The organism is Pedobacter sp. B4419 (genome assembly GCF_059693725.1).
Map to the genome: position 1 here is coordinate 1,089,108 of NZ_JCASSL010000002.1, position 23,843 is coordinate 1,112,950.

Annotated in this window: 22 protein-coding genes; 7 read left to right on the top strand and 15 right to left on the bottom strand. The window is 42.0% G+C overall.

All coding sequences use genetic code 11. The features are described from left to right. The first annotated feature begins 128 nt into the window (after positions 1–128). Complete coding sequence (locus AC570H_RS16240; RefSeq protein WP_497356688.1) at positions 129–965, top strand: NAD-dependent epimerase/dehydratase family protein; 837 nt, start codon at positions 129–131, stop codon at positions 963–965. A 108-nt stretch (positions 966–1,073) separates the two neighbouring features. Here AC570H_RS16240 and AC570H_RS16245 read toward each other — a convergent pair whose 3' ends face one another. Together AC570H_RS16245 and AC570H_RS16250 are read right to left on the bottom strand one after the other, a co-directional pair. Beyond that, positions 1,074–2,384: a DUF3887 domain-containing protein gene (locus AC570H_RS16245; RefSeq protein ID WP_497356690.1), complete on the bottom strand. Its 1,311-nt coding sequence runs from the start codon at positions 2,382–2,384 to the stop codon at positions 1,074–1,076. A gap of 152 nt (positions 2,385–2,536) precedes the next feature. Next, complete coding sequence (locus tag AC570H_RS16250) at positions 2,537–2,953, bottom strand: OsmC family protein (RefSeq protein ID WP_497356692.1); 417 nt, start codon at positions 2,951–2,953, stop codon at positions 2,537–2,539. Positions 2,954–3,109: 156 nt separating this feature from the next. On the opposite strand from AC570H_RS16250, the gene AC570H_RS16255 reads away from it, so the two are divergent. Continuing rightward, complete coding sequence (locus AC570H_RS16255; RefSeq protein WP_497356693.1) at positions 3,110–3,502, top strand: response regulator transcription factor; 393 nt, start codon at positions 3,110–3,112, stop codon at positions 3,500–3,502. A 36-nt stretch (positions 3,503–3,538) separates the two neighbouring features. Beyond that, positions 3,539–4,006: a nuclear transport factor 2 family protein gene (locus tag AC570H_RS16260; protein WP_497356695.1), complete on the top strand. Its 468-nt coding sequence runs from the start codon at positions 3,539–3,541 to the stop codon at positions 4,004–4,006. 578 nt (positions 4,007–4,584) lie between these two features. Here AC570H_RS16260 and hisS read toward each other — a convergent pair. The 8 genes from hisS to pdhA form a co-directional block, all read right to left on the bottom strand. Further along, positions 4,585–5,967 (bottom strand): histidine--tRNA ligase, encoded by a 1,383-nt coding sequence (hisS, locus tag AC570H_RS16265; protein WP_497356697.1) that lies wholly within the window; start codon positions 5,965–5,967, stop codon positions 4,585–4,587. Between the two features lie 221 nt (positions 5,968–6,188). Then, positions 6,189–7,964: a DUF885 domain-containing protein gene (locus AC570H_RS16270; RefSeq protein ID WP_497356699.1), complete on the bottom strand. Its 1,776-nt coding sequence runs from the start codon at positions 7,962–7,964 to the stop codon at positions 6,189–6,191. 93 nt (positions 7,965–8,057) lie between these two features. Then, on the bottom strand, positions 8,058–9,224 hold the full coding sequence (locus tag AC570H_RS16275) for a DUF418 domain-containing protein (RefSeq protein ID WP_497356701.1): 1,167 nt from the start codon (positions 9,222–9,224) through the stop codon (positions 8,058–8,060). 152 nt (positions 9,225–9,376) lie between these two features. Next, a complete protein-coding gene (locus AC570H_RS16280; protein ID WP_497356703.1) occupies positions 9,377–9,988 on the bottom strand; it encodes a YdeI/OmpD-associated family protein in 612 nt (203 codons plus the stop codon). Positions 9,989–10,011: 23 nt separating this feature from the next. Further along, positions 10,012–10,419, bottom strand: coding sequence for a VOC family protein (locus AC570H_RS16285; protein WP_497356705.1), 408 nt, complete (start codon positions 10,417–10,419; stop codon positions 10,012–10,014). 87 nt (positions 10,420–10,506) lie between these two features. Then, on the bottom strand, positions 10,507–11,085 hold the full coding sequence (locus tag AC570H_RS16290; RefSeq protein WP_497356707.1) for a Crp/Fnr family transcriptional regulator: 579 nt from the start codon (positions 11,083–11,085) through the stop codon (positions 10,507–10,509). A gap of 150 nt (positions 11,086–11,235) precedes the next feature. Beyond that, positions 11,236–12,894, bottom strand: coding sequence for a dihydrolipoyl dehydrogenase family protein (locus tag AC570H_RS16295; protein WP_497356709.1), 1,659 nt, complete (start codon positions 12,892–12,894; stop codon positions 11,236–11,238). A gap of 32 nt (positions 12,895–12,926) precedes the next feature. Next, positions 12,927–13,922 carry a pyruvate dehydrogenase (acetyl-transferring) E1 component subunit alpha gene (gene pdhA / locus AC570H_RS16300; RefSeq protein WP_497356711.1) on the bottom strand — a complete coding sequence of 332 codons (996 nt, stop codon included), beginning with the start codon at positions 13,920–13,922 and terminating at the stop codon, positions 12,927–12,929. A 570-nt stretch (positions 13,923–14,492) separates the two neighbouring features. On the opposite strand from pdhA, the gene AC570H_RS16305 reads away from it, so the two are divergent. From AC570H_RS16305 to AC570H_RS16315, 3 genes are all read left to right on the top strand, one after another. Next, complete coding sequence (locus AC570H_RS16305) at positions 14,493–15,044, top strand: C40 family peptidase (RefSeq protein ID WP_497356713.1); 552 nt, start codon at positions 14,493–14,495, stop codon at positions 15,042–15,044. Positions 15,045–15,112: 68 nt separating this feature from the next. Next, positions 15,113–16,213: a CapA family protein gene (locus tag AC570H_RS16310; RefSeq protein ID WP_497356715.1), complete on the top strand. Its 1,101-nt coding sequence runs from the start codon at positions 15,113–15,115 to the stop codon at positions 16,211–16,213. A gap of 4 nt (positions 16,214–16,217) precedes the next feature. Continuing rightward, complete coding sequence (locus AC570H_RS16315) at positions 16,218–16,406, top strand: hypothetical protein (protein WP_497356717.1); 189 nt, start codon at positions 16,218–16,220, stop codon at positions 16,404–16,406. Here the strand turns inward: AC570H_RS16315 and AC570H_RS16320 are convergent, their stop codons facing one another. Next, positions 16,407–16,592, bottom strand: a complete 186-nt coding sequence (locus AC570H_RS16320) for a hypothetical protein (RefSeq protein WP_497356719.1) — start codon at positions 16,590–16,592, stop codon at positions 16,407–16,409. A gap of 106 nt (positions 16,593–16,698) precedes the next feature. Beyond that, a complete protein-coding gene (locus AC570H_RS16325; protein ID WP_497356721.1) occupies positions 16,699–18,732 on the bottom strand; it encodes a M13 family metallopeptidase in 2,034 nt (677 codons plus the stop codon). Positions 18,733–18,819: 87 nt separating this feature from the next. Here AC570H_RS16325 and AC570H_RS16330 point away from each other — a divergent pair, with 87 nt between their 5' ends. Then, positions 18,820–19,749: an SPFH domain-containing protein gene (locus AC570H_RS16330; protein WP_497356723.1), complete on the top strand. Its 930-nt coding sequence runs from the start codon at positions 18,820–18,822 to the stop codon at positions 19,747–19,749. A 125-nt stretch (positions 19,750–19,874) separates the two neighbouring features. Here AC570H_RS16330 and AC570H_RS16335 read toward each other — a convergent pair whose 3' ends face one another. The 3 genes from AC570H_RS16335 to AC570H_RS16345 form a co-directional block, all read right to left on the bottom strand. Then, positions 19,875–22,085, bottom strand: a complete 2,211-nt coding sequence (locus tag AC570H_RS16335) for a carboxy terminal-processing peptidase (protein ID WP_497356725.1) — start codon at positions 22,083–22,085, stop codon at positions 19,875–19,877. 132 nt (positions 22,086–22,217) lie between these two features. After that, positions 22,218–22,904, bottom strand: coding sequence for a hypothetical protein (locus AC570H_RS16340; protein ID WP_497356727.1), 687 nt, complete (start codon positions 22,902–22,904; stop codon positions 22,218–22,220). A 20-nt stretch (positions 22,905–22,924) separates the two neighbouring features. Beyond that, positions 22,925–23,767, bottom strand: coding sequence for an isoaspartyl peptidase/L-asparaginase (locus tag AC570H_RS16345; RefSeq protein WP_497356729.1), 843 nt, complete (start codon positions 23,765–23,767; stop codon positions 22,925–22,927). Positions 23,768–23,843: the final 76 nt, after the last annotated feature.

Here is a 23,843-nt window from a genome sequence, read left to right on the forward strand (position 1 = left end):
AACATATCCTTACACAAAGCGATGGTCTGTCTGCAAATCTTTGTCAGCGGAAATTCAATAAAAAATAGTTGCCCTATGCACAGCCGAAATTAATGCCTTACCTTTACCGAGCGATGGATAAATCCCGAATGAAGCAAGAAAAAATCAGTATTTTAGGCTGTGGCTGGTACGGCCTTGCCTTGGCCAAAAACTTAAGTAACCAAGGTTATGAAGTGAAAGGCTCTACCACAAGCCCGGCAAAGCTCGATCTTTTAAGCGAAGCTGGAATTGAACCTTACCTAATTAATTTTGATTCGGCAAACAACGTTTCTATCGATGATTTCTTTCAAAGCGACATCCTCTTCATCAGCATCCCGCCCAAGCGCAATTTGCCGCAGCCTGAAGACTACCTTCATAAAATAGATGCCATTGGTCAAACTGTTGCGAAATCAACTGTTAAACAAGTCGTCTTCATCGGTTCTACAGGAATTTATCAAGATGGCAATTTTGTGGTAGACGAAACCATCGTTCCACAACCCAATAGTCCGGCAGGGAATGCCTTGTTGGGGGCAGAGGAACTGCTCAAACAAAATCCAGCTTTTACAACCACCATTATCCGTTTTGGAGGACTATTTGGCCCCAATAGAAACCTGTCCAAACATTTTGCCGGCCGGAAGGAAATTACCAATGGTGATGCGCCGATTAATTTAATCCATCTTGATGACTGTATCCAAATCAGTTTAGAATTGATTAGGCAAAAGGCTTTTGGCCATACCTATCATGCGGTGTCGCCGTTCCATCCCAGCAGGGCTGAATTTTATACCAAGGCCTGTTTGGTTAACGGCATGGCTATCCCAGAATTTTTGAATGAAAAGCTGGCTTGGAAACAAGTAGAAAGCATTAACCTGCCCACCAAATTAAACTATGCTTTTAAAGTAGCCAATTGGGAACAATGGACAATAAAGATGCTTGATGAGATTTATTAGTACAGCGTATTGCGAATAGCGTATAGAGACTACAGATTCTAGTAGTACTGCGTATAGCGCTAGGTAAACGCTTTACATGAAACGCCTAGCGCTATACGCAAATTTCTTCTACTTACCCTTAATCCAAGTGGCAATATCCGTAACCAATTGTTCTGAAACATTGGCTGGTGTTTGGTATTGCGAAAGATCTCCCTTAGCCGTTTGCACGCTCAGCAAATGGTTCAGTTCTGGGTAGAGTTTGATATGTACATTTGGCTTTTTGCCCAAACTCACGTTCCACAAATTGTAATCGTTTTGGGTAACCTGAAAATCGTTTCCACCTTGTGCTATAAAAAGGCGCTTGGTTAGTTTTTTAGCTGTAGCCACCTGGTCGTAATTGTTCAGGTCTATCCAATAAGAGGCTGGCAAGCCAAGGATCAGCGAATCTGGCTTCATTTTATCCAGTTTGGTCAACCTAGTTTGCGCCAACATTTTCTGTACTTCCTGCATGCCTTTTTTACCGGCTTCGGTGGTATCTTTAGAAAGTGTATACATGTAATTATTTTGCTCTACAATTACATCTGTTAGCTTTCTCGATGGCGCAGCCAACATAATCAAGCCCTTTACATCAGGTGCCAAGGTACTTAAGCGCGGTGCCAGCATGCCACCAAGGCTGTGTCCCAACAAGTAGATATTTTTAAGGTCTGCTCCTTTAACTGTTTTGGCCAAAGCAATGGCAGATAAGGCATCATCGGTTACTTCTTCTTTTACGGTAAAGGCACCATTAAATTCACCCGAATAAATCAGCGTCCGCTTAACATAACGTACCGAGGCTATGCCTTTAGCGGCTAAGCCCAAAGCAATGTCTTTTAATGGTTTATTTGGCCCAACGGTTTCATCCATATCGCTTGGTCCAGAACCGTGCACCAATACTACGATTGGGAAATTGCTTGCTTTTTTTGGAACGGTTACAATAGCTGCCAATTGGTGCTTTCCTGTTTCTAGGTAGACCTGTTTTTCCTGATATAAAGTGGTATCGGCTGCATAGGTTGGCAACACATAAGCCGCTGCTTTTGGTGGCATAAAAATTCCAACCAGCTTCTCGGCCTTGTTAAACACCAACATAAACTCTTGTTTGTCCTTTTCGAACTCGCCATCGCAGCTTACCGCATAATATTCGCCCTGTACCTTGCTGCGAACCGGATCAACCGATTTTACTGCACCAAATTTAAGCTTAATGTTTGCCCAAAGTTCTTTAAGGTTATCTGCCGAGATTTTGGCCTGTTCGGTTTCGGCAAAAAACTGGTGTGCTTCGGTATATTTTTCGGCCTCTAGCAATTCAAAAAACTGTCCGGCTTTGCCAAAAAGGCTAATCACATTTTGTGAAAAGGCCACAGTACTGAACAATAAAAAGAGGGAAAGAGTAAAAATTTTCTTCATAATTAAATTCGCGTAGAACCAAAGTTAGCAATATTTGCCTCGCTTCCTAACGAGCACCTGCATTTTTAGTTACCGTCACTAAAATTTAACGTTCTTTAACAAAAAAGCCAATCCGGATTAAGGGATTGGCTTCAATATCAGGTTGATTTACCTTAAAGCAAAACGGCTTCAATCGTAATATCTGTGTTCAATAATTTAGAAATCGGACAGTTGGCTTTGGCATCGGCAACCAGCTCATCAAACTTCTCTTTCGATAAACCTTCAGCTTTTACCTGTACCGCTAAATGGATGTTTACGATTTCGCCTTTTTCGGGGTTAAGATCTACGGTAGCCTTGGTGGTAATTTCGTCGGGAGTAATACCTTCTGCAGAGATGTTGAAACTCAGTTTCATGGTAAAACACCCCGAATGTGCCGCTGCTACCAACTCCTCGGGATTGGTTCCTACCCCTTCTTCAAAACGGCTTTTAAAAGAATATTGGGTTTGGTTTAAGGTTCCGCTTTGCGTAGTCAACGTACCTTTTCCGTCTTTTCCAGTGCCATTCCAAACGGCTGTTGCATTTCTTTTCATATAAATTGTTTTTTTAATAAAGATGATTTCGCGCTTAAATGTTTGCCAGCCTTGCTGATCTGACAATAAATTTACCATATTTTCTACAAAAATTTATGCTGAAAATCTGTGGCACATTAATATCTTTGTTAAATCATCATTATCCCTAATTAAACGTTGACAAAAAGCCATAAACAATACAAGAAAGTACTGGTTATAGAAGATAATCATGCCATTTTAGACGTGATTACTTTAATTCTGCAGAGCGAGGCCTATAAAGTTTCGGGCTTGAGCAAAAGCGCAAATATGATGGAGCATATCAATGCCTTTCAGCCAGACCTCATGATCCTCGACATTATGTTACCTGATGCCGACGGGAGGGAATTATTGCAGCAGTTACGCACCAACGAAAAGACGGAAGCTATTCCCGTTTTGATGATTTCGGCCAAGTATACCGACAAAACCATTCAGCATGGCCCTTATAAACCGAATGGATTTTTGGCTAAGCCTTTTGACATCGACGACCTTTTAGACAAGATCGAAGGCATTTTGGCCGGCAAAACCTATTAGTTTTTTCGCTGATTCATTTTCCGTAACTTTAGGTATATGAATCCCAACCAACAATTAATCGAGCATTTTTATACTTGTTTTAAGAACAAGGATTACAAAGGCATGCAGGCTTGTTATGCCGATAATGCTACTTTTAGCGATCCTGTATTTCAAAACCTCAACGCCGAACAGGTAAAGGCCATGTGGGAGATGCTCCTCTCGAAGGCAAAAGATTTCAGCATAGAATTTAGCCAAGTAAGTGCCGATGAACACCAAGGCAAGGCCCATTGGGATGCCTATTATATTTTTTCTGCTACCGGCAACAAAGTAGTGAACCGCATTGATGCCAGCTTCGAATTGGCAAACGGCAAAATTGTAAAGCATACCGACAAGTTTGGCTTTTACACATGGGCCAGACAGGCTTTGGGCTTAAGTGGCTGGTTGCTGGGCTGGACAAGCTATGTACACCAAAAAGTGAAAGACCAAGCCATGGACAACCTCAATAAATTTATGGCGAACAAATAAGGCATAGACGTTTTTCACCACCTAAGACATCTTAGGCCATCTGAGTTTATGGGTAATCATTAGCCATTCTTAAACGTCTAAGGTGGTAATTTTGATCCCGTCCATATGGGTTGAACTGTTATGGAAAAGCAAAGGAAGCATTTCATTTGATCGACAGTCCCGCTTTTTGCTAAAGTTTTTTCGCTTCGCTCAAAACTACCGCTGTCAATCGGGTTTGGAACAGGGCTATCTATGCTACTATGAACGGGCTTTTATGTTATCGCACAACCATTATCACTTCGCTATGTGGCATGCAAAGCTTTGGAAGAAAAGGCAAACCGAAGCATTGCACTACCTCACACTTTGCTAAAAATAAGCAAGGACGCAGAAGTGCTGTAGTAACACAAGCTAACCAATGACTTTCACACGACTTGACCTTGCACCATCAAAGCGGAGGTTTAGGATTTGCGACAAAGGTTTGAAGCCTTGAATTTTTGGTCACTTTTGTTTCAAGACAAAAGGACTGGCCCCGCCGGCTAGGAGGCGGAAGCAAAGTGTTCGGGATAGATGCCGGGATCGATATCCAGCATGACGCATTCTTAGGTCAGTTTCTCAATAATCGATGCCACATCCAATTGTTGCTGTTCCCCACTATTCATGTCTTTCAGGGTCAGTTTACCGTGTTGCATTTCATCGGCCCCAATTAGGATCACAAAAGGAATATTTTTCGAATCGGCATAGCCCAATTGTTTTTTAAGCTTGGCCGATGCCGGGTAAAGTTCCGTTGCAATACCAGAGGCTCTTAATTGTTGCAAAATAGGCAAAGCATACAATTCTGCAACTTCATCAAAATTACTAATTAATACCTTGGTTCCTTGTGCAGCTGTTGCAGGGAAGAGGTTCAGTTCTTCGAGTACATCGTAAATGCGGTCGGCACCAAATGAGATGCCCACACCCGTTAGATCTTTCAGGCCGAACATACCGGTTAAATCATCATAACGGCCACCGCCACCAATGCTGCCCATCGCTACTTCGTTGGTTTTCACCTCGAAAATACAGCCAGTATAGTAGTTAAGGCCCCTTGCCAGGGTGATATCAAGCTCGAGTTGAGTGCTAACTTTGGAGTTTGCAGCTTGGAGTTTGGAGACGTAACTGAAAACGGTTTCGATCTCTTCAATGCCTTTTAAGCCTGTAGCCGAATTGGCCAAGACTGATTTCAAGCTTTCCAACTTCTCCACATTAGAACCTTGCAACAAAATAACTGGTTTCAATTGCTCGATATCAGCTTCGGTAAAGCCACGCACCAGCAATTCTTTGCTTACGCCATCCAAACCGATCTTGTCTAGCTTGTCAATGGCTACGGTCATATCCACGATCAGTTCTGGCTTGCCAATTATTTCGGCAATGCCCGAAAGGATCTTGCGGTTATTGATTTTAATGTTAAAATCCTTCAGCCCTAAATTGCTCAATGCTTCGTGGTAGATGAGCACAAACTCTGCCTCGTTTAACAAAGACGGAGAGCCAACTACATCGGCATCGCACTGATAAAACTCGCGGTAACGTCCTCTTTGTGGCTTATCTGCGCGCCAAACCGGCTGTACCTGAAAGCGCTTAAAAGGGAAAGCGATATCGTTTTGGTGCATCACCACGTAACGCGCAAAAGGAACAGTTAAATCATAGCGAAGGGCTTTTTCGGAAATCTTTGGAATGGTTAGCAAAGAGTTTTTAGCTGCCCAGAGCTTTTCGTCGACTTTTTTCAAAAAATCTCCACTCTTCAGAATTTTAAAGATTAGTTTATCACCTTCATCGCCATACTTACCGGTTAAAGTAGTCAGTTGTTCCATGCTCGGGGTTTGTATTTCGGCATAGCCATATTTTCTGAATACGGTTTTAATGGTATCAAAAATATAGTTGCGTTTCACCATTTCTTGCGGCGAAAAATCTCTGGTGCCACTTGGCAGACTTGGCTTGGTAATAGACATGGCACAAAAGTACAAAAAAAGTCAATAGTCTTAAGTCCGAAGTCTGAAGTCTATAGCGAAGGGGTGTGAGATGGAAGAGGTAAAATGGAAGATGGAATTGGATTTGACCAACCCTCTAATCAGCCAATGAACCAATGCCTAATGAACGATCAAAAAACACTTGCGAAGTTTTAAAAACCTCGCAAGTGACTGTAAACTGTAACTGCCAACTGCTAACTAACTTACTGTTTAGCAGCCCAAGCATTCATCTTGGCCTCGAAAACGCTTAATGGCAAGGAACCATCTTTAAGCACTTCGGTATGGAAGGCCGACAGCTTGAACTTGGCACCCAATTCCTTTTCATATTTGGTTCTCAATTCTCTTATTTTCATGGCACCGGTTTTATAGCCCAAGGCTTGTGCCGGCATGCCCATGTAACGCTCGATTTCTGCCGTAGCTCCTTCTTCGCTAATGGCTTCATTGTCCATCATGTATTTGATGGCCTCTTCGCGGCTCATGTTTTTGGTATGGATGGCCACATCAACTACTAAACGGATGGCACGGTGCATTTCATCGCCCAAGGCCCCCATATGTTGGTAAGGATCTTGGTAAAGGCCCAATTCCTTGCCCAGCGACTCACAGTACAAAGCCCAGCCTTCTACATAGGCATTATGGAAGCCAAACCTGCGGAACTTTGGCAATGAAGTATTTTCTTGGGTTAACGAAATCTGGTAATGATGACCTGGAATAGCCTCGTGCAAGAAAAGCGATTCCATGCCAGAGGTAATGTTAAATTTTTTGGCATCTAAAATAGGCACATAAAAAATACCCGGACGCTTGCCATCGGCAGAACCCTGGTTGTATTCGGCACTGGCAGAAGCGGCTCTAAATGCCTCGGTTTGCCTGATCTCGAAAGGTGTTTTAGGTTCATGATCAAACATTTTTTTCAGGTTCGGCTTCATGCGTTCGTGAATGTTTTCAAAAGCAGCCAAAACCTCATGAGGCGTTTTGTAAGGCATGAATTTTGGATCGGTCTTCATGTACTCGAAGAAAGCCTTCAAATCGCCCTTAAAGCCCGTCTGGTTCTTAATGCTGTCCATCTGTCCTTTTATCCTGGCCACTTCTTTTAAGCCAGTCTGATAAATTTCTTCAGGCGTTTTGGTGGTGGTTGTTTGCTGTTTAACCAAATAAGCGTACCATTCGGCACCATTTGGCAAGGCAGAAAATCCCGAGGTAGCCCTTGTTTTTGGCAGGTATTCGTTTTGCAGAAAATCGCCCAGTTTTTTGTAGGCAGGTATAATTACAGTGGTGATGGCATTTTTATATTCATCGGTAATTTTCTTTTTGTCGGCATCGCTAAAATCTTTTGGCGTCAGTTTTACCGGTCCGTAAAAAAGACTTTGTTCTGGATTGCTTACCACCATTCCCTGCATCTGCGGGATCATTTTAACCACAAGGGCCTTTGGCAATACCACACCTGCCTGCATTCCTTTTTTAAAATTCCCAATAGCTGTATCTGCCCAAATTGAAAAGGCCGAAACCCTTTTGAGCCAATCGGCATAATCTTTAACAGTTTTAAATGGTTGGGCACCTGTACCCGAACCCAACTGACCAATGACTAGCGGCAGCGCCACCATCTGGTTAAAAGGCAGGTACTCTGAATGGTATTTAAAGCCTTCTATGTTTATTTCTAATTGGTCTTTCATAAAATCGAAAGACAGCTTATCATTGTCACTTAGTTTTTCTCGATCATAATGGGTTAAGCTATCCAGAAAGCGTTCGTTGAATTTTTTAGATTCTGCGATGTAAGCCTGCGATCCATCGTTTGGCAAGAGATCGTTGTAACGGTTATCGCCAGCAAAAGTGGCATTTAATGGTGCCAGTTTTAAACCATCTTCATAATATTGCTCGCAAAGCGTTGCGAAATTCTTATTCTCGGTTGTGGTACCCGATTGGCCCGATTGCTTGCAGCTGCTCAAAGCAACAACCGCCATAAGGGCAAAGGTTAGTCTTTTCATCTGTTTATTTGGTGTTGGTTATTTATAACTAATTTACTGTTTTAGTCTTCTTTATCCATTAACGTTATTGTAGGTGTTTTTCGCCGATAGGGATTATTTCCTTAACGGCAAGCGTTTTCTGTAGCTGAGCTGGCGCCAAATCCATTCGATAGGGCCGTAGTTATAGCGAGCGAGCCACCATTTGCTAAAATAAACCTGCAAGGTATAAACTACAATGGCCAGCAACAGGTAAAACCAGATTGGTCTCGTGTTCCAAATGCCCAATCCGAAACCAGAAAAAACAAATAAGCCAATCAGGTTTTGTGTCATGTAATTGGTCAATGTCATTTTGCCCATAATGGCCATGCTGGCAAAGAACCGCTTACAGTTGCCTGCAACATAGAGCCAGCAAATAGCCGAACTGATGAACAGCATGGTGCTGAGTACTACCCAATAACGCATGTTATAATATTTGCCAATGCCTTGCCATTTAAAGTGCTGGCTTACCATAAAGAAGGCGGTAAGCAATAGGGCGATGCCTAGTGAAATCCAAAAAGTTCTTTTGATGTATTTTACCTTGCTGGCCAACTGGTCAAAAAAGTTGATCTTATATAAGGTAAAGCCCCATAAAAAACAGCAGAACATCACCACGTGTACGGTGTATAGGTAGGGCTTGCTGATAATTTGCGCAAACCAGGTGCCTTTGAGACCGAAATACAGTACATCCAACAGGTTGTTGCTTCGGTATAAAGGGAAGAGTTCGGTCATTCGCTTCCAACCCGTATCGCCTAACGAGGAAATAAAAGAGCTTATGGCAGGAATAGACAATAACAAAATGATGCTGACGATAAAGGTCGTTTTAGCGGAGCTTCGATAAAAGAAAAGCAACAACAGGCCCAACAATGCATAATCCTTTAAAATATCACCGAAGAAAATCGCACTGTTAACCAAGGCCAATACCAGGAGCCAGAACATCCGTCCAGCAAAAAAACCGTAAGGATTGTGCCCTTTGTTCCTTACATTGTTCATGAGCACGGCAAAGCCATAGCCAAAAAGCATGCTGAGCATGGTCCATGATTTGGCGGCGAACACAAAGCTTACTGTATACATTAAGATATTAGTGGGCAGGTCGGGCTTAAAAGTTTCCCAGTTTCTGCCCAACGTAAAGAAATCGTAATAGTTCATGAGCACTACGCCAAAAAGCGCCCAGCCTCTTAAGATGTCGACAATTACGGTGCGTTGATTGAGCTGGATGGGTTGGGTAGCTAATTCGTTCATCATCAGATAGGGTTGGTTTACCTAAAGTTAGTATTTTTCGGCAAACAAAACCCCAACCTATCTTCAATCGTCATCCCAGACCTGATCCGGGATCTCATCTCAAGATAAGATGCTGAATCAAGTCCGGCATGAAGTGTTGGATGAGAGCAACCCAATCACTTGTTATATTGCCAGAACCTGCCTTTTCCTGCTGCGATCCATTCTAGCGATTGCTCTATTCTTTTTTGCCTTGTAGCTTCCGTCTTTGCATCTATGATCCAAACGAGATAGTCTTTTCGAAAAGATGGAGATTTACTTTCAAAAACTTCTTTTGCCAATGGATGGGCATCCAAACATTCCTTAAAATAATCGGGCACCTCGATTACCTTTGGAGTTTCGGCTTTTGGCTTTACCTTCTTTACTCCGTTGTCATTCAAGGCCATCGCTTCCTGTAGATAGGCTACCAATACTGCTTTGGCTGGCAAATCGGAAAGGGATTTTAATTTATCCATATTCCCCATCTTTTGTTCAGGCTTAAGGTTCTCCTTTAGCTTTGGATGAGTCATCAGTTCTGCTTTGTAAAGGCTAAACGAACAATGATTCTTATAGCCTGCCAGGATACACATCATATCGCCATTATAATCGAAATGTGGAATGCCCCATTTGATCACTTCTTCAACAGCTGGACATGTTTCATGGATGAGTTCTCGCAAATATTCCATAATTGGTTTCGCAAAATCGGCCGACTTTGCAATATATTCATCGAATTTTGGATTGTATAATGACATTTTGATCTTTTTAGGTTTAAAAATTACTCGCTGGGAAGCTGGTTCATATCCATATAGGCCAATTCCCATTGATGTCCATCTAAATCAGCAAAGCCATGTTGGTACATCCAGCCATGATCTTGTGCTTCGGTATTAATCGCAGCGCCCAGTTCTTTTGCCTTTTCTACCAATTGCTGCAGCTCTTCTTTCGAATTCGAATCGAGGGCGATTAAAACTTCTGTAGCTTTTTTCGCATCGCTAACTTGCTTTGGTGTAAACGTCTGAAAATAGCTTTCGGTTAAGAGCATTACAAATATATTATCGCTTACTACCATACAGCCTGCCTTATCGTCGGTAAATTGAGGGTTGAAGTTAAACCCAAGTTCGGTAAAGAAAGAAATTGATTTGTTCAGATCTCTTACCGGAAGATTGATGAAAATTTTCGTAGCCATTTTTTTTAAGTTTAAATTGTTAATGATGACACAAAGATGGGGCACCTGTTTAAACTAAACTTTTACATATGTTGAGGAAATGAAAAATTATTTATTGGCTAAAAATATTCGGCTCAATTGGGTTGGCGTGATACCCAAATACGAAGCGATGTGATGCTTCTTCAGCCTTTTGACCAACTGGGGATATTTTTGAAGAAAATCGTCATAGCGCTTGGCCGCGGTTTCTGTACGGAAGGCCACTTCCAAAGGTTCCTTTTCTATAATCCAATGCAGTTCGGTATATCGGATATAAAACAAGGCAAGATCTGGAAACTGGTCAAATAGCTTTTTAAATTCAAAAAAGTCATACTCCAGCACTGTGGTATCTTCAATTGCGGTGATGTAAAACTGGCTTGGTTTGTTAGCCAGCATTGCACTTAAAGAGGCGGCGATTCGTCCTTCTGGAAAAAAATATTTAATCACCACATTGCCTTCATCACTCATGTAATTTTGAGAAAGAAGTCCTTCCACCACGAAAGCTATTTTTTTGGGCTGCTGTCCAACCGTAACAAAATTTTCGTTTTTATTATATTTCTTAAGACGCAAAAGATGTTTACAAGCCAGTTCTGTTTGCTCAGAAATATTGTAATAAGTACGGATTTTTTGAAAAAACAGATCGGTATTCATGGCAACACAGGCTAGGTATAACTTGGCATACCTAAAAATAACAAATCCGCTTAGCTTTTAAGTCTTTTCCAACAAAAAAGGCCACCTTTTCAGGTAGCCTTTTTATTATCTTGTCGTCGTCCTTCGACAAGCTCAGGATGACAAATTTGATTAAACCAATAACCTTACTGGCTCTTCTAGCAATGCTTTTAGGGTTTGCAAGAAAGCTGCACCAGTAGCGCCATCAACCACACGGTGATCGCAGCTTAGGGTTACTTTCATTACATTTCCTGGTACCACTGCGCCATTTTTAACTACTGGTACTTGTGCAATGCCACTTACGGCCAAGATACAGGCATTTGGTGTATTGATGATGGCCGTAAACTCGTCAACACCAAACATACCCAAGTTAGAGATGGTAAAGGTAGAACCTTCCATTTCTGCTGGCTGCAGTTTTTTAGATTTTGCTTTTCCGGCGAAGTCTTTTACTTCTGCAGAGATATGGCTCAATGATTTGCCATCAGCGAAACGGATTACCGGAACCAACAAGCCTTCGTCAACCGCTACAGCCACCCCTACGTGTACGTGTTCGTTGGTACGGATGGTATCGCCTTGGAAAGATGAATTAATAGCTGGATGTTGTTTCAAGGCAATCGCTACTGCTTTTACCACTAAATCGTTGAAGGAAATCTTAACTGGAGCAAAATCGTTCATTTTAGCACGAGCAGCAATGGCTTGATCCATGTCGATGCTCATGGTTACATAGAAATGCGGCGCAGTGAACAAGCTTTCAGATAAACGTCTGCTAATTGCCTTACGCATTTGGGTAACTGGTCTTTCGCTAAACTTCTCTTCGCCAACAAATGAAGGAATGGCTGGAGCTGCTTTTACTGCCGAACTTTCAGACTTCTGACCCTCTGCCTGTGGCGCAGCCGAAGCTTTAAAGTTTTCGATATCCTTTTTAATGATACGGCCACCTTCGGCACTACCCGAAACCTGGCTTAAATCTATTCCTTTTTCTTGTGCAATTTTCTTAGCCAAAGGCGAGGCAATGATACGGCCTCCGTTTGCATTCGAAACTGTTTGTGCTTTTTCTTCGCTTTGCGGTGCATCAGCCTCTTTTGAGCTTTCAGCCTTTGGACTTTCTGATTTTGAACTTTCCGCCTTTTGTGGCGCATCGCCCTGTGACAAAATTCCAGAGATATCAGTTCCTTCTGGACCAACAATGGCAATAATGCCATTAACTTTGGCTGCTTCGCCTTTATTTACACCAATGTGCAACAAAGTACCCGTAGCGTAGCCCATTACCTCCATCGTAGCCTTATCGGTTTCTACGTCGGCAAGGATATCGTCGTCTTTTACTTTATCACCTACTTTTTTATGCCATTCGGCAATTACGCCTTCGGTCATGGTATCGCTCAGCAAAGGCATACGGATCACCGTTACTCCTTTTTTGCTCAGCTCTTCTTCGCTTAGGCCACCACCTTGTGCAGGGGCTTCCGCTTTTGCTTCTTCTTTTGGAGCCTCAGCTTTGGGCGCATCGGCTTTTGCCTCGCCACCTTCTGCAGCCAAGGCAGCTTTATAGTCTTCGCCCTCTTTACCAATTACGGCAATTACGGCATCAATTGGAACGGCTTTGCCTTCTTCAACTCCGATGTGCAGAATTGTTCCATCCCAATAGGATTCTAAGTCCATGGTTGCCTTATCGGTTTCCACTTCGGCCAAAACATCGCCGCTTTTTACTTTATCGCCTACTTTTTTATGCCACTTCGCCATTACCCCTTCGGTCATGGTGTCGCTCATCTTAGGCATTCTTACTATATCAGCCATCTATATAAATCTAATGAAATGCGTTCTAAAAATTAATCTTTTACGTAAGGATAATCGGTTTGCACATACACATCTGTGTAAAGCTCCGATGCATCTGGCCATGGAGAGTCTTCAGCAAATTTTACAGATGCTTCTACAATGCCTTTTACTTTCTCTTCAATTTCGTTGATCCAGTTTTCATCGGCATATTTTTCTTTCAAAATAGCTTCTCTTACGCTTTCGATTGGATCTTTAGCTTTATATTCTTCTAATTCGTCTTTGGTACGGTATTTTGCCGGATCAGACATCGAGTGTCCGCGGTAACGGTAAGTTCTCATTTCCAAAAAGGTTGGGCCTTCACCTGCACGAGCACGTTGGATAGCTTCGTCCATCGCATTGTGAACTGCAACAGGATCCATTCCATCAACTGGTGCACATGGCATATCGAAACCTAAACCAATTTTATAGATATCTGTCATGTTGGTGGTACGTTCTACCGAAGTTCCCATGGCATAACCATTGTTTTCGCAAACAAAAATTACAGGCAATTTCCATAGCATAGCCATGTTGAAGGCTTCGTTCAAGGCACCTTGACGAACGGCTCCATCGCCCATATAGCAGATATTTACGTGCTTAGTACCTTTGTATTTTTCTGCAAAAGCGATACCGGCTCCAAGTGGAATTTGACCACCTACGATACCGTGACCACCATAAAAATGATGTTCTTTACTGAACATGTGCATAGAACCGCCTTTACCTTTTGAGCAGCCTGTAGCTTTGCCATACATTTCGGCCATAATGCTATCGGCGCTAACGCCTAAAGCCAAGGCATGGGCATGGTCGCGATAAGCAGTTACCATTGAGTCGCCTTTTTCCATTGCTGAAATGGCACCGGCAACTACTGCTTCCTGGCCAATGTAAAGGTGACAAAATCCGCGTATTTTTTGCTGTCCGTAAAGTTGTCCGGTCTTCTCTTCGAACTTGCGCATCAGCAACATCGACTCAAACCACTTCAAATAGGTATCCTTATTTATTTCTACTGCACTCATGTTTGGGTATTGATTTTTATTTACGAGAGCAAATTTAATTTTTTTATTATATTTTCTCTCATCATCGAGTGTAAAATTATCTGTGCCGAGCCCTAAACATAAAGGATTTTGCAACATTTTAGTGTCTGAATTACACTTATATAGACTGCCAGTTAGCTTAATGGGACATTAATATTTTTCTGTCGAGATTTTCACCCTATTTTTTGATGCTCGATTATCAAAAATGAAAAAATAATATTCGGTTGCCGATTAATAACCAGAAGATTCGCCATAAATTTTATAAAACCCAGCCCTTTTATCGTTTTGGCCCCTTTTAGGTTATCCACATGTTACAGCATTGTTACCTAAAAGAGCAGTAATTAGCTTAACATAAACGAATTATCAACAAAAGTGGCCTAAAGAAAGTGGCTTCATCGCTGATAAACAAAGGAAATGTTAATAACTTTTACATTTAACTGAAATACATTTGGATAACATTTGCAAAAGACATATTTTTGCTACCCTAACAATAAGCCCATGTGGTGTACGTTTAAGTGTAAGTCCCCGTTTACCCAAACTTAACAGTATAACATGATTAAAAAGATTTTGTTTTCTAGCCTTATCGTCCTCAGCAGCTTTACAGCCACATTCGCACAAAACAATAAGCCAAAAGAAGCCAAACTAGAAGATCCTGATAACTTAGCCTCACAATATTTCTCGCAGGTAATGGGTGTAGCAGTAGATGCGACATCAAACTTGAAATTGTATAAATTTATCTACGAGTGGATCGGAACCCCATACCGTTACGGCGGAAATACCAAAAAAGGAATCGATTGCTCAGCCTTTACCAAAGCCATTTACGATAAAGTTTTTAATACTACCATCTTGCGCAACTCGCGTGATATTTTTAGCATGGTTGATCCTTTATCGAGAGACGAGCTGAAAGAAGGCGACTTGGTTTTCTTCAAAATCAAAAGCCGCAGCATTTCGCACGTAGGCGTTTATTTGGGCGATAACCGTTTTGCACATGCCTCGGTAAAAGGCGTACGCATCAGCAATTTGAACGAACCTTATTACAGCCGCTATTTTTATAAGGGCGGACGGATTTTAGATCCGGCAAACAAAGAATTTATCGAAGAATAGCCTTAGGCATCCGATTAAAAATATTCAATCCTTCCCGATAAGTCGGGAGGGATTTTTTGTAGATACCCATGAAGAAACTCCTCAGCATTGCTTTTTTAGCACTCTTGGCCGCTTATGTATTGATGAGTTGTCAAAGCAAAACTCTGGCAGAAGTAAAACAGGAAAAACCCGATACCCTAAAAGCCAAAAAAATAAAAGACACCCTCAGCATTGTGGCCGTTGGCGATATGATGCTGGGATCTGCCTTTCCCAGCAAACTCAATTTGCCACCCGATGATGCGGTAAACAGTTTTGCTGCGGTAGACACTTTTTTAAAAGGCGATATCGTATTTGGCAATTTGGAAGGCTGTTTTCTCAATTCGGGAAACTCTAACAAATGCAAAGGCATTAACCCTAACAACTGCTTTGCTTTCAGGATGCCTGATCGCTATGCCGGCATTTATCAAAAAGCAGGTTTTAACGTGTTGAGCATAGCCAATAACCACGTAGGCGATTTCGATGCCAAAGGACGCAAGAATACCGCCAAAATATTAGACTCGTTGCAGATCCATTATGCCGGCCAATTGAACAAGCCTTTCGAGCTCTTTGAAATAGACAGCGTTAAATATGCTTTTTGTGCTTTTGCCCCTAACGAGAATACGGTATCCATCAAAAACATCGATAGTGCCAAAGCACTGGTTGCAGAGCTGAAAAAGCAGGCTGATATTGTGATCGTATCTTTTCACGGCGGTGGCGAGGGAGCGCGTTTTGAGCACGTAACCCGTAAAACAGAAATCTTCTTTAAGGAAAACAGAGGCAATGTTTATGCCTTCGCCCATGGCGTAATAGATGCAGGTGCTGATGTAGTGCTGGGCCATGGTCCGCATGTAACACGCGCCGTTGAGGTATACCAAAACAAATTTATAGCCTATAGCCTGGGTAATTTCTGTACCTACGGCATGTTCAGTCTCAAAGGACCGAATGGCTTTGCGCCTTTATTGCAGCTTAAAATTAACAGCAAAGGCGATTTCTTATATGCCGATGTCGTTTCGGTAAAGCAGGATAAGGTAAACAGATTGACGGTAGATGAGAACCATACCGCATTTGACAAAATGAAGACCCTGACCGATATCGATTTTGCCGGGCATAACCTTATCTTTGAAAATAATCAAATCAGGTTAAAAAACTAACACTATGAAGAAAGGCCTAATCGTTCATTATATGCTATTCGTTGCCGGGATTGCATTGGCCATTGCAGCAGGCTATATGATTGCTACCGCCCCTGATGACAACCTCAACTCTAAACTGATTGTTGCATTTGCCGGATTATTTGTTGGCACCAGTCAATTTATGATTATCAGGCACAAGCGCAAGCTCAAATAGCTAGGATTCGTCTCTTGTATTCTTGATCAGTCCGATGCCAGACACAAAAAAGATTATTCCGATCACACCATAAACGATTAACCCACGTGAGCCAGCACTATGGTTTACAAAGCCTATGCCTGCATAAACCAGTCCGATAATACCTAAAATGGTCAATATCGTTCCAAAAATTCTTTTTACGTTCATAAGGTAAAACTTGTACCCTAACAACAAAGCTGCTCCGCTTATGTTTCAAAAAAAAGCAGCACCAAATGAATGATGCTGCTCTTTGTATAATATCGCAATCGATTACCTACCAAACACCTAACCTGTTTTCAGGCGCTACATACATTTTAGCGGTTTTAGGGATGTTAAAAGCCTTATAAAATGCTTCCATATTATAAACCGGACCGTTAACCCTAAACATTTCTGGAGAGTGCGGATCTGTTTTGATCCGAACGCGCATGTTTTCATCTCTGTCTTTAATTCGCCACACTTGGGCAAAGCTTAAAAAGAAGCGCTGATCTGGGGTAAACCCATCAATTTTTTCGGTTCCTTCCTTGCCTTGCTTGGTCAATTTAAAGGCATCGTAAGCAATAGCCAAGCCTCCAATATCGGCCAGGTTTTCGCCCAAGGTAAGCTTGCCGTTTACATGCTCATTGCCCAACAAGGTAAAGCCGTTATATAATGCCTCTACCTTGCCCGACCTCGCTTTAAACTGATCGGCATCCGCTTTAGTCCACCAGTCTTTCATGTTGCCTGCAGCATCGTACTGACGGCCTTCGTCGTCAAAACCGTGGGTCATTTCGTGACCGATTACCGCACCAATGGCACCATAATTAATGGCGTCATCTGCCTTGGCATCAAAGAAAGGGAATTGCAATATCCCCGCTGGAAAAACAATTTCGTTAAACGTTGCATTGTAATAGGCATTTACCGTAGGTGGCGTCATCTCCCATTCGGTTTTATCAACCTGCTTGCCAATTTTACTGAGCTCCTCATTGTAGGCATGGATTCTGGCATTGCGTGCATTGCCCAGGTAATCGCCTTTGTTAATGGCTACATCGTCAAAGCTTTTCCATTTGCTGGTATAACCTATTTTCTTCAAAAAGACATTCAGTTTTTGAGTTGCTTTGGTCTTGGTTTCGGCACTCATCCAATCGAGTTTTGAAATTCTGGAGGCGAATACCTTTTGCAGGTTGTTCACCAATTCGTCCATTCTTTGCTTGGCTTCTGGCGTAAAATATTTTTCTACATAAAGCTGTCCCAGCAGATCGCCGAGGTTGGCATCAATGCCACTAACCAATCTTTTCCAACGCTCCGATTGTTTCTTTTGTCCATTAAAAATCTTATTGAAATCAAAAGAGGCATCAACAAAAGCCTTGCTCAACAAGCCTGCATTTCTGGCCATGTAATCGTATTTGAATTTGGTTTTCCAAACTGCTAAAGGCTGGCTTGCCAATAAGGCGCTTAGCGTCTTAAAATAATCCGGCTGGCCAATGTTAACGCTATCGGTTTTAAGTTGCATGGCCGCAAAAAGCGATGGCACATTAAGGTTCGGCGCCAAAGCTCCCAATTGGGCAACGGTCATTTTGTTATAGTTCTTTTGTGGATCTCTCAGCGCTTCTGGGCTACGGTGAGATTTCGCCAACTCAGTTTCGAGGGCCAAAACGGCATTTGCATTTTTAGTCGCAGTGGCAGTATCTACGCCCGTTAAGCTGAACAGTTTAGCAGCAAAGGTTATAAAGCCAGCTCTTGCCACTTTAGTAGTGCTGTCTGTTTTAAAATAGTATTCTTTTTCTGGCAGCGACAATCCCGATTGACGAAAAGATAGGATATTTTTTACGCTGTTCTTTTCATCTGCACCAACGCCCATTCCCAAAATGCCTGCTTCGTCGGTTTTTGACAATTCGGCTAGCAGGCTTACCAATTCTTTATAGTCTTTTGCAGCTTCTATTTTAGCCAACACAGGCTTTAAAGGTTCGGCACCTAGTTTTTCGATGGTTACCGTATCCATGCCACTGGCATAATAATCGCCAACTTTTTGTTTGATGCTTCCTTTTGGCGAAGTTGATTTTTCGGCTTCTTCTACAATGTCTCGCAGTTTTTTGAGGTTATCTTCATACAAGGTATAGAAACTTCCCCAACCACTTTGGTCGTCGGGAATCACCGTGGCCTTCATCCATTTGCCATTTGCATATTCGAAGAAATTGTCTCCTGGATTAACCGTGGTGTCCATTCCGGCTTTATCCAGAAATACCGTCCGTTCTGCACTTTCGGTATTCTTGTTTTGGCAGGCTGTTAGCAAAGCCAAGCCAATTAGCGATAAACCTAATTTTAGTTTCATAAATGTTTGATTATAAAATATCTAAAATAAAGCTACATAGAAAATCAATTTATTAGTAATATTGGTTGTAATTTAAAATCAAATATCATGGACTATTTTTTTTATGGGCTGCTTTTCTTCGGACTGATCATCCTCTTTAGCTCTTTTGTTACGGTTAAGCAGGGCACTATTGCCGTGATTACCATATTTGGGAAATACCGCAGGCAGCTACGCCCGGGATTAAGCCTGAAGATTCCGCTCATTGAACAGATCCACTCTAGAATTTCGATACAAAACCGCTCGGTTGAGCTTTCTTTCCAAGCCGTTACGCATGATCAGGCCAATGTATATTTTAAGGCCATGTTGCTGTATTCGGTATTGAACCACGACGAGGAAACCATTAAAAACGTAGCTTTTAAGTTTGTTGATGCCAGCAACCTGATGCAGGCTTTGATCCGCACCATTGAGGGATCGATAAGGGCTTATGTAGCTACACAAAAACAGGCCAACGTATTGGCACAAAGAAACGAGATTGTAGAGCACGTAAAACACCAGATAGACCAGGTATTGGAAAGCTGGGGCTATCACCTGCAAGACCTGCAATTGAACGATATTACCTTTGATGAAGAGATTATGCGCTCAATGAGCCGCGTAGTAGCATCTAACAACCTAAAGGCCGCTGCAGAAAACGAAGGCCAAGCTCTATTGATTACCAAAACCAAAGCAGCAGAAGCTGATGGTAATGCCATTAAAATTGCGGCAACTGCCGAACGTGAAGCGGCACAATTGCGTGGACAAGGTATTGCCTTGTTTAGGGAAGAGGTGGCTAAAGGGATGACCAATGCCGCCCAAGAAATGCAACAGGCCAATTTAGATACTTCGGTAATTTTATTTACCATGTGGACAGAAGCCATTAAGCAATTTGCCGAATACGGTGATGGCAACATCATTTTCTTGGATGGCAGCACCGAAGGCATGAACAAAACCATGAAAGAAATGATGGCCATGCAGCTAGATCCAAACAAAGGCAAGAAATAAGTTAGAATAAACTATTGTCATTCGTAAACACAAAATGCTTCGTCATTCTTCCTCGCAATGACAGAATAACAAAAAAAGTCCCGGCCAATGGCCGGGACTTTTCTTTATCATCGAATTATTATTCTCTATTTCTCGAATGTCTTAGGCACATTGGTTAACCTGTTGCCTTCGGTCATCTTCATCAAATCGATCATTACTTTGATGCTTTCGTCTTGCACCAAATCATAATCTTCATCTTTACCGATCTTATCTCCTTTTTTAACTGGAGCTAGGCCTCTTGATGCTCTTAGCTCGTTTAAACGGCTCAAGCCTTTGCTTTCTAACGCATCTCTTTCGGCTTTCAATTTAGCTTCGTTCAAGGTAATAGAAGTTTCACCATCACGTTTTTTAGAATCTGCGATGTCTTCGTTCAGTACCTTATAATCTAGAGAGCTTTTCATTCTTTGCTCATGCAGCCTTAACAAATTGGCTTTGATATCGGTTAAATCAGCTACTACTTTATAATTAGATGGCTTGATCATGTCGAAAGGCAAGGCCGATGGCTCTGTATCTTCTCCAATTTTATCCAAAGGATAAACAGATGGGAAATTGATATCAGGGATTACGCCTTTATGTTGGGTACTGTTACCGTTTACACGATAGAATTTAGCCATGGTGAGGTTGATTTGTCCCAATTGTGGGATGCCATCTTTATCCAATATCGCGTTGCTGCCCTGTGGCGAGATCACTACGCCTTTGCTGTCTTTTTTGAAAAGAGCAGCCATTTTTTGCAATACCGATGGATTAACCAAACGGTTTAAATCTATCGACGATTGTACGGTTCCCTTGCCATAGGTTTGGGTACCCATGATAATTCCCCTGCCATAATCTTGTATCGCGCCAGCAAAAATCTCTGAAGCCGATGCACTTAAACGATCTACCATTACACCCATTGGACCTGTCCAAACTGCGCCAGCATCTTTATCTTCGTTTACATCAATGCTATTTCTTAAGTCTTTTACCTGTACTACCGGACCTTTGTCAATAAACAAACCGGTTAAATCGATCGCCTCTATCAATGAACCGCCACCATTAGACCTTAAGTCCATGATAATGGCATCTACTTTATCAGTATTTTTCAAGGTATCAATCAATAAGCGGACATCACGAGTGGTGCTTTTATAATTTGGATCGCCAGCATTAGCTGCTTTAAAATCTGCATAGAAAGCTGGTACCTGGATAATTCCGATCTTATAAGGCTTGCCATCCGATTGGATAGTTTTTACTGATTTTTTGGCAGACTGGTCAGCTAAAATCACTTTTTCACGCACCAAAGTAATTATAATCGGTTTTGAAGAAAGCTCTTGTCCAACAGGGATTACTTTTAGTTTTACGGTAGTACCTTTAGGGCCTTTAATTCTTGAAACGGTATTGTCAATTCTCCAACCAATTACATCTTCGAATTCGCCATTGGCACCTTGGGCTACGGCTACAATCCTATCGCCAGCATTTAATTGCTTGCTTTTGAAAGCTGGACCTCCAGGTACAATAGATACAATTTTGGTTACTTCATTCTCTAATTGCAAAGTGGCACCTATGCCCTCAATTGAACGAGACATCTCTTGGTTAAACACTTCTGCGTTTCGAGGGTTAAAGTAATTGGTATGTGGATCTACCGCTTCCGTAAAAGCATCCATTATAATCTGGAAAACATCCTGGTTATTGAATTTGGCTGCTTGTGATTTTAGGTTCTGGTATCTTTTGGTTAAAGTTTCTGTATTCTTGGCATCAGAAGTACCCGCAATTTTCAGGTTCACCAATTCGTATTTTACCCTTTTCTTCCAAACATCGTCTAAACCTGCCGCAGTCGTAATCCAAGGCATTTTTTCACGGTCGTACACATAAGTGTCGTTCTGGTTGAAATCATATTTGCCTTTAATTTGGGCAATCGAATAATCGATGCGCTCATTGTATCTTTTAAGGTAAACATTGAAAATATAGAAAGGGGCACTTAGATCGCCGATTCTGAAATCATCGTCTAAGGTTGTCCTAAACTTATCAAATTCCTTGATATCGCTGGCCAGGAAATAATATTTAGAGGGATCCAATGCCTTGATATACCTGTCTAAAACGATAGAAGAAATCGAATCGTTAATTTCCAACTTCTTATAGTTATAGCTCTCGATTAGGTTTACCACTTGCCTTAACACCAAGCTTTGTTGTTCATCTGGCTTTATATTTTGTACGCCTTCAACCATTTTTTGGGCTTTTGGCGATGCGCTACAGGCCAGGGCCGCGGCTGTAAACGTTATCATCAATACTCTTCTCAACATCTCTTTAACAGTTTTAAAATCCATTCTTATAAAATCATCATCCAATATGATACCAATTTCTTAAATAAACAAAAAAGATACAGTATTAATCTGTATCTTTTTTGTAATCTTTATAAAGATAACCCAATCTAAAATTAATGTTTAAGCTAAAATAACCTATTTTTTGGTTGTGGTTTTTTCGTTGATCAGGCTCCTGCTTGTTTTGATCTGCTGGTTAAACTGGGTAATCTTGGCATTCTTTGCCAATAGTTCAGCCCTGTTTACGTCTTTGGTGGCCAGCACATATTCTTTCTTTTTGATTTTGATCTGGGCGATTCCCAATACCGAATCGATATAAGAAGTATGGTTTTTGAGTTGTTGCGCCAAAATGCCCTGTTGGGTATAGAACCAAAGGGATTGGGTGAGTTTATTGGCAGCATAATAGATTTTGCCCAATTGGTTGTAAGAAGCCATCTGGCCAGATTTGCTGCCTATTTTTGAATAAGTTTTGAGTGCTACGTTTAAGATGACCTGCTCTGCCTCTGTGTAGTGCGAAAGCAACAAATGGATATTGCTCATGCGCAATAAAGCAGCGCCATAGCGACTGAATTTCCTGTCGTTGTTATATTCAAAGGCCGCTTTACCGAATAAAGTGAGCGCTTCGTTCAAATCGCCTTGGCGCTCATTGCGCTCGGCATCGGCAAAAAAGTCATCGCCATCCGTTTCGTCTTTGATAGAAACCGCAATGTTAATGGCATTCCCTACCGTATTTTGAGAAACGTCTTGGGGCCCAGCATTTATATTTTGGGCTACAGCAATAGAAGTAAAAAATAGGGAGATGAGAGCTAACTGAATTATCTTCATCCGATAAAGATAAATATTTTTTAGTTAAACACTTGTAAACTACCATCAAAAGCTGCCCACACCATATAGGGGTGCGAATCGCAGTGGTAAACTTCGCCTTTGGCAGAAATACCCACCACACCGGCAAAGCCGTCAAAAGATTTTAATTCGGCAAATGACTTGTTGCAAGCCTCTTCAAGCGTAAAACCGTCGGTTACGCGGGTTACGATTTTAGCCGCCAATGCACCACTCACAATATCCTCGCCTACGCCCGTACAAGAAATTCCTGCAAATTGATTGGCAAAATTGCCGGCAACTGTTGCCGAATCGCTCACGCGGCAAGGAATTTCGAAGCCTTTGCCTCCTGTTGAGGTCGCTGCCGCCAAATTCCCTTCTGCATCTAAAGCTACGCAGCCTACCGTTCCTTTTCTGCCTTGTTGGTTCAGTTTTTCTTCGTACTCGGCTTGACGTTGTGCGGTAACCGGACTAAAATATTCGAAACTATTTGCCCTTGCAAAAGCTTGCGCGCCTTCTCCACTCAGTACACGGTCATCGTAGGCCAGCAGTTTTTCAGCTACTTCTATTGGGTTTTTTACGTCTTCGAGGTTGATTACTCCACTAAATTTTTGGGTTTGGCCATCCATTAAAGCAGCGCTTAGCCTTACTTTGCCATCGCTCTGGATTTGCGAGCCAATGCCTGCATTAAAAAGTTCGTTGTCTTCTAGCAGGGCTACCGTATACACCACTGTTTCTAAAGCGGTATGGTTGACTAAAAAGCGATAGGCCTTTTCTACAATAGCTGCCAAAGCATCTTGCTTGGCCTTTTTTGTTTCCTGATTGGTAGCAGATTCGCTGAAAAATCCACCGTGTATGATTACTTTCATCTTGAGTTGAGTGTTTGGGGTATTGCGTACAGCGTATTGAGTTAGGTGTAGCGTCAATAAACGCTTATCGCCTCAC

Bases quoted from the DNA above. Each gene is read 5' to 3' on its own strand.
- AC570H_RS16240 (WP_497356688.1), top strand. From the start codon at position 129: ATGAAGCAAGAAAAAATCAGTATTTTAGGCTGTGGCTGGTACGGCCTT.
- AC570H_RS16245 (WP_497356690.1), bottom strand. From the start codon at position 2,384: ATGAAGAAAATTTTTACTCTTTCCCTCTTTTTATTGTTCAGTACTGTG.
- AC570H_RS16250 (WP_497356692.1), bottom strand. From the start codon at position 2,953: ATGAAAAGAAATGCAACAGCCGTTTGGAATGGCACTGGAAAAGACGGA.
- AC570H_RS16260 (WP_497356695.1), top strand. From the start codon at position 3,539: ATGAATCCCAACCAACAATTAATCGAGCATTTTTATACTTGTTTTAAG.
- hisS (WP_497356697.1), bottom strand. From the start codon at position 5,967: ATGTCTATTACCAAGCCAAGTCTGCCAAGTGGCACCAGAGATTTTTCG.
- AC570H_RS16270 (WP_497356699.1), bottom strand. From the start codon at position 7,964: ATGAAAAGACTAACCTTTGCCCTTATGGCGGTTGTTGCTTTGAGCAGC.
- AC570H_RS16275 (WP_497356701.1), bottom strand. From the start codon at position 9,224: ATGATGAACGAATTAGCTACCCAACCCATCCAGCTCAATCAACGCACC.
- AC570H_RS16280 (WP_497356703.1), bottom strand. From the start codon at position 9,988: ATGTCATTATACAATCCAAAATTCGATGAATATATTGCAAAGTCGGCC.
- AC570H_RS16285 (WP_497356705.1), bottom strand. From the start codon at position 10,419: ATGGCTACGAAAATTTTCATCAATCTTCCGGTAAGAGATCTGAACAAA.
- AC570H_RS16290 (WP_497356707.1), bottom strand. From the start codon at position 11,085: ATGAATACCGATCTGTTTTTTCAAAAAATCCGTACTTATTACAATATT.
- AC570H_RS16295 (WP_497356709.1), bottom strand. From the start codon at position 12,894: ATGGCTGATATAGTAAGAATGCCTAAGATGAGCGACACCATGACCGAA.
- pdhA (WP_497356711.1), bottom strand. From the start codon at position 13,922: ATGAGTGCAGTAGAAATAAATAAGGATACCTATTTGAAGTGGTTTGAG.
- AC570H_RS16305 (WP_497356713.1), top strand. From the start codon at position 14,493: ATGATTAAAAAGATTTTGTTTTCTAGCCTTATCGTCCTCAGCAGCTTT.
- AC570H_RS16310 (WP_497356715.1), top strand. From the start codon at position 15,113: ATGAAGAAACTCCTCAGCATTGCTTTTTTAGCACTCTTGGCCGCTTAT.
- AC570H_RS16315 (WP_497356717.1), top strand. From the start codon at position 16,218: ATGAAGAAAGGCCTAATCGTTCATTATATGCTATTCGTTGCCGGGATT.
- AC570H_RS16320 (WP_497356719.1), bottom strand. From the start codon at position 16,592: ATGAACGTAAAAAGAATTTTTGGAACGATATTGACCATTTTAGGTATT.
- AC570H_RS16325 (WP_497356721.1), bottom strand. From the start codon at position 18,732: ATGAAACTAAAATTAGGTTTATCGCTAATTGGCTTGGCTTTGCTAACA.
- AC570H_RS16330 (WP_497356723.1), top strand. From the start codon at position 18,820: ATGGACTATTTTTTTTATGGGCTGCTTTTCTTCGGACTGATCATCCTC.
- AC570H_RS16335 (WP_497356725.1), bottom strand. From the start codon at position 22,085: ATGGATTTTAAAACTGTTAAAGAGATGTTGAGAAGAGTATTGATGATA.
- AC570H_RS16340 (WP_497356727.1), bottom strand. From the start codon at position 22,904: ATGAAGATAATTCAGTTAGCTCTCATCTCCCTATTTTTTACTTCTATT.
- AC570H_RS16345 (WP_497356729.1), bottom strand. From the start codon at position 23,767: ATGAAAGTAATCATACACGGTGGATTTTTCAGCGAATCTGCTACCAAT.